The organism is Paraburkholderia sp. SIMBA_053 (genome assembly GCF_046534895.1).
In the GTDB taxonomy this organism is placed as follows: domain Bacteria; phylum Pseudomonadota; class Gammaproteobacteria; order Burkholderiales; family Burkholderiaceae; genus Paraburkholderia; species Paraburkholderia caledonica.
In genome coordinates this window covers 1-232 of the sequence record NZ_JAWRXU010001864.1, presented here as the reverse complement: position 1 = coordinate 232, position 232 = coordinate 1, and the positions used below count along the sequence as shown (strand labels likewise).

Below are 232 nucleotides of genomic sequence, written 5' to 3'. Positions count from 1 at the left end.
ACGAATCCGCTCAAAATAAAGAATAATATTACTGATTCGTGTCCAGACCATAATATTCGTAGAGGTGTATTGAGTAAAGCGTTAATAAACCAATTATCGCTATCATTAGCGAAATCAGGAGCTCCAACATCAAGGGATGGAAATATCCTTAAACAATGATAAAATAGTACAGATAGTGCAGCCAACCCGCGTAGTGAATCTAATTCTAAGTAACGTTTATTCATCTTTTTCT

At 34.9% G+C, this 232-nt stretch carries 1 protein-coding gene; it reads right to left on the bottom strand.

The window, feature by feature from the left end:
• Window positions 1–224 (bottom strand): acyltransferase family protein (locus SB753_RS42000; RefSeq protein WP_410805811.1); only part of this gene is annotated, 224 nt, incomplete at its 3' end.
• Between the last annotated feature and the right edge of the window lie 8 nt (window positions 225–232).